At 71.1% G+C, this 3,653-nt stretch carries 5 protein-coding genes and 1 pseudogene; 1 reads left to right on the top strand and 5 read right to left on the bottom strand.

Going from position 1 to position 3,653, the window contains the following annotated elements; genetic code table 11:
- Nucleotides 1–278: pseudogene (locus KBX53_RS26000) on the top strand (sulfite oxidase); the annotation flags it as partial.
- A gap of 60 nt (nt 279–338) precedes the next feature.
- Here KBX53_RS26000 and KBX53_RS26005 read toward each other — a convergent pair.
- Genes KBX53_RS26005 through lepB (KBX53_RS26025) form a run of 5 tightly spaced genes read right to left on the bottom strand, consistent with a single transcriptional unit; the run spans nt 339 to nt 3,570 of the window.
- Nucleotides 339–662 carry a DUF2469 domain-containing protein gene (locus KBX53_RS26005; protein ID WP_007075222.1) on the bottom strand — a complete coding sequence of 108 codons (324 nt, stop codon included), beginning with the start codon at nt 660–662 and terminating at the stop codon, nt 339–341.
- Nucleotides 659–1,471, bottom strand: coding sequence for a ribonuclease HII (locus KBX53_RS26010; RefSeq protein ID WP_030335217.1), 813 nt, complete (start codon nt 1,469–1,471; stop codon nt 659–661). The genes KBX53_RS26005 and KBX53_RS26010 overlap by 4 nt, the downstream gene beginning before the upstream one ends.
- Complete coding sequence (locus KBX53_RS26015) at nt 1,465–2,007, bottom strand: NUDIX hydrolase (RefSeq protein ID WP_280940612.1); 543 nt, start codon at nt 2,005–2,007, stop codon at nt 1,465–1,467. Before KBX53_RS26015 ends, KBX53_RS26010 begins: the two co-directional genes overlap by 7 nt.
- A gap of 47 nt (nt 2,008–2,054) precedes the next feature.
- The gene (gene lepB / locus KBX53_RS26020; RefSeq protein ID WP_030335221.1) at nt 2,055–2,690 is read right to left on the bottom strand and encodes a signal peptidase I; all 636 of its coding nucleotides are present in this window, start codon (nt 2,688–2,690) and stop codon (nt 2,055–2,057) included.
- Nucleotides 2,691–2,700: 10 nt separating this feature from the next.
- The gene (gene lepB, locus KBX53_RS26025) at nt 2,701–3,570 is read right to left on the bottom strand and encodes a signal peptidase I (RefSeq protein ID WP_030335222.1); all 870 of its coding nucleotides are present in this window, start codon (nt 3,568–3,570) and stop codon (nt 2,701–2,703) included.
- Nucleotides 3,571–3,653 lie beyond the last annotated feature (83 nt).

Consider the following 3,653-nt stretch of genomic DNA (forward strand, 5'->3'; position numbering starts at 1 on the left):
GTCGGGCCTGGTCGGGGCACGCGCCGGTGGTGGCAGTGGAGGTGACCACCGACGGCGGGGAGAGCTGGGCGCCGGCCGAACTGGACCCGACGGACGCCGGAGATTTCGCGTGGCGGCGCTGGCGGCACGAGTGGGTCGCCACGCCCGGCCGGTACGTGCTCGGCGCGCGGGCGACCGACGCGTCCGGGCGGACCCAGCCGGTCGAGCAACAGTGGAACCGTGGCGGCTTCGCCAACAACATGGCGCAGCGGGTCGAGGTCGTGGTGCCCGCCGAGTGACCGGCTGGTGTCAGGCCACGGGTGGGGGGCCCGTGGCGCGGCACCGCGGCTGGGGTGCGCTCAGCCGCCGAAGCCGGAGTCGGCGGGCAGCGAGATGTCGGGCTTCTCCAGCTCCTCGACGTTGACGTCCTTGAAGGTCATCACCCGGACATTCTTCACGAAGCGGGCGGGACGGTACATGTCCCACACCCAGGCGTCGTGCATCTCGACCTCGAAGTAGACCTCGCCGTCGGAGTTGCGCACGTGCAGGTCGACCTGGTTCGCCAGGTAGAACCGCCGCTCCGTCTCCACCACATAGGAGAATTGGCGGACAATGTCGCGGTACTCCCGGTAGAGCTGCAGCTCCATCTCGGTCTCGTACTTCTCGAGATCTTCCGCGCTCATCGCACTCCGCCTTCCATGGCCACATCTTCCCCCACCGGCGCCGGAGGCCGAGGCTGCTCGCCCAACGCCACGCCGACGGTACCCCCTGACGCCCGTGAGCGCTCCATCGGCTCATCCGGACCCTGGCCGCCGGGCCGCCGGGCGCGCGGTGGCCGGCCGTCGCGGCCGGAGACCGCTGCCACATTGACGTACGAGAACCGGTGCTCCCGGCACGGTCCGTGCTCCCGCAGCGCCGCCGAGTGCTCCGGGGTGATGTAGCCCTTGTGCTCGGCGAAGCCGTACGCCGGGAACACCCCGTCCAGCTCCACCATGAGCCGGTCCCGGGTGACCTTGGCGAGCACACTGGCCGCCGCCACGCACGCGGCCACCCGGTCGCCCTTCCACACCGCCAGCCCGGGCACGCCCAGGCCGTCCACGCCGAAGCCGTCGGTCAGCACGTACTCCGGGCGGGTCGTGAGCGAGGCGAGCGCCCGGCGCATCGCGGCCAGGTTGCACACGTGCAGACCCCGGGCGTCGACCTCCTCGGCCGGGATGACCACCACGGCGTACGCGAGGGCGCGGTCCACGACCTCCGCGTACACCCGTTCCCGGCTGGCCGGGGTGAGCAGCTTCGAGTCGGCCAGCCCCTCGATCTCGCCGCGCCGTCCCTCGGGCAACACCGCCGCGGCGGCGACCAGTGGACCGGCGCACGCCCCCCGACCAGCCTCGTCCGCACCGGCGACGTGCCGGAAGCCACGCCGCTGCAACGCCCGCTCCAGGGCGTACAGGCCGGCCTCACGGCGCACCACGGTACGCGGCGGGGTCAGCATGACGTCTCCTCTTCCTGGCCTGTGGTGGCGGGCTGCCCCAGCCGGGTCAGCAGGGCGGGCAGTTCCGGTGGGTAGAACCGGTCGCCGCTGGCCGCCAACTCGTCGGGAAGCCACCAGCGGTGGCCGGCGATGCTGCGCCGCTCGATGTCGTTGAAGCCGGTGGTGTCCACCCGCCAGGAGTCCACCCGGAAGAGGAAGAAATCCTGCTCCTGGCGGTACCAGACGCCGTCGAAGGAGAACTCGGTCGCGTCGGACCAGACCGGCTCGCCCAGCGCGGCCGGGTCGAGCAGCAGGCCGGTCTCCTCGGCCAACTCCCGGGCCGCGCCCGCCGCCGGGGACTCCAGCGGGTCGAGCCCGCCGCCGGGCGTGAACCAGTAGCGGTGCCCGGGTCGGGCCGGGTCGAAGCCCTCGAACAGCAGGACCCGGCCGGCCGCGTCGACGAGCAGCACGCGGGCCGCGCGTCGAGGGGTGTGGACACGGTCGTCGCTGTTCGCGACTGCGGGGCTCGGACGTTCACTCCTCGCGCTCACGGTCACCGCACCAGCCTGCCAGACCGACGACGGATCGCCCACGCCCCGTCGGCCTACGGCTTGGGAATGCCGTCGAACCCGTCGGGCACTGTCAGCCAGGTGGCCCGGCTGACCGGCCAGAAGACGGTGAACGCCCGCCCGACGACGTCGTTCTCCGGGATCGTGGCCTCGGTGATGTTCTGCCCGGACTGCTGCCAGTGCTCCAGTGAGTCGCCGGAGGCCGACCGGTGGTCGCCCATCACCCACAGCCGACCCTCCGGCACGGTGATGTCGAACTCCTGGTCGGCGGGCTTGTCGCGAACCCCGTCCATGGAGAAGATGTACGGCTCGTCCAGCGACTTGCCGTTGATCATCAACCGTTCCTGCGGGTCACAGCAGACCACGTGGTCGCCGGGGACGCCGATCACCCGCTTGATGAAGTCCTCACCGTCGGGGTTACCGCTCCACGAGGTCGGAGCCTTGAACACGATCACCTCGCCGCGGTGCGGTGATCGGAAGTCGTAGACCAGCTTGTTGACCAGCACCCGGTCATCGATCTTGAGGGTGTTCTCCATGGACGGGGAGGGGATGAAGAAGGTCTGCAGCACAAAGGCGCGGACCAGCACCGCGACCAGGATCGCCACACCCAGCAGGATCGGCAGCTCCTTCCAGAAGGAACTGCGCGGCTTGTCGGTCTGCTCGTCAATCACGCCAAGGAGCCTACGTTGCCCGGCTGGACGACACCGCCCGGAACGCGCGGGAACCACGCAGCGCGGCTGCCAACGGCAGCATCAGCAGCACACCGCCCTGCGGGGTCGGTCGCACCGGGGGCGTGCCGGGGGATGCCGTGGCGGGCCCGGTGACGTCCTCGAACGTCGACGGCACCGACAGCGCACTCCACCGCGACGAGGGCCAGACCACCATGAAGGCCCGGCCGACCACGTTGTCGATCGGCACCGGCCCCTGGCAACGCGCGTCCTGGGAGACCTCGCGGTGATCGCCCATCACGAAGAGCTGACCGGGTGGCACGACGACCTCGTCGAATCGCCGGGAGCGACACTCCGCCGGGTTGGGCGGCAGGTCCAGCGGTGAGTCCCGCAGGACGTACGTCTCGTTGAGCGGGGTGCCGTTGACGGTCACCCGCCCCTGACTGTCGCAGCACTGCACCCGGTCGCCGGGCAGGCCGATCACCCGCTTGATGAAGTCCTTCTCACCGGGCCGGCTCACCCCGACCAGGTCGCCGACGGTGCGGGCGAGCCGGCCGGCGACGCCCGGCTTCGGCTGATCGTCGACCTGCGGCGCCCAGCGGTCGGTGCCCCGGAAGACCACCACCTCGCCGCGCAGCGGGTCCCGAACGTCGTAGACGACCTTGTTGACCAGCACCCGGTCACCGACGAGGAGGGTGTCCTCCATCGAGCCGGACGGGATGAAGAACGCCTGGAGCAGGAAGGTACGGATCAGCACCGCGAGGCAGAACGCGACCACCAGCAGCAGCGGCAGCTCCTGCCAGAGGGGCATCTGTCGGCGGGTGCGGCGGGCCCGTCGACGCCACGGATCGACGGTGCCGTCATCGTCAAGCGTCTGCACCACGCCACTCCCCGGTCCGCAGAAACACCACCGCCCGGGAGCCTCGTCGAGGCTCCACGGGCGGTAGTGGACAACTGCCCGCCGCG

The organism is Micromonospora sp. M51 (genome assembly GCF_018070305.1).
In the GTDB taxonomy this organism is placed as follows: Bacteria; Actinomycetota; Actinomycetes; order Mycobacteriales; family Micromonosporaceae; genus Micromonospora; species Micromonospora parva.

Coding starts and splice junctions, on each gene's coding strand:
- KBX53_RS26010 (WP_030335217.1), bottom strand. CDS start 1,471: ATGCTGACCCCGCCGCGTACCGTGGTGCGCCGTGAGGCCGGCCTGTAC.
- KBX53_RS26005 (WP_007075222.1), bottom strand. CDS start 662: ATGAGCGCGGAAGATCTCGAGAAGTACGAGACCGAGATGGAGCTGCAG.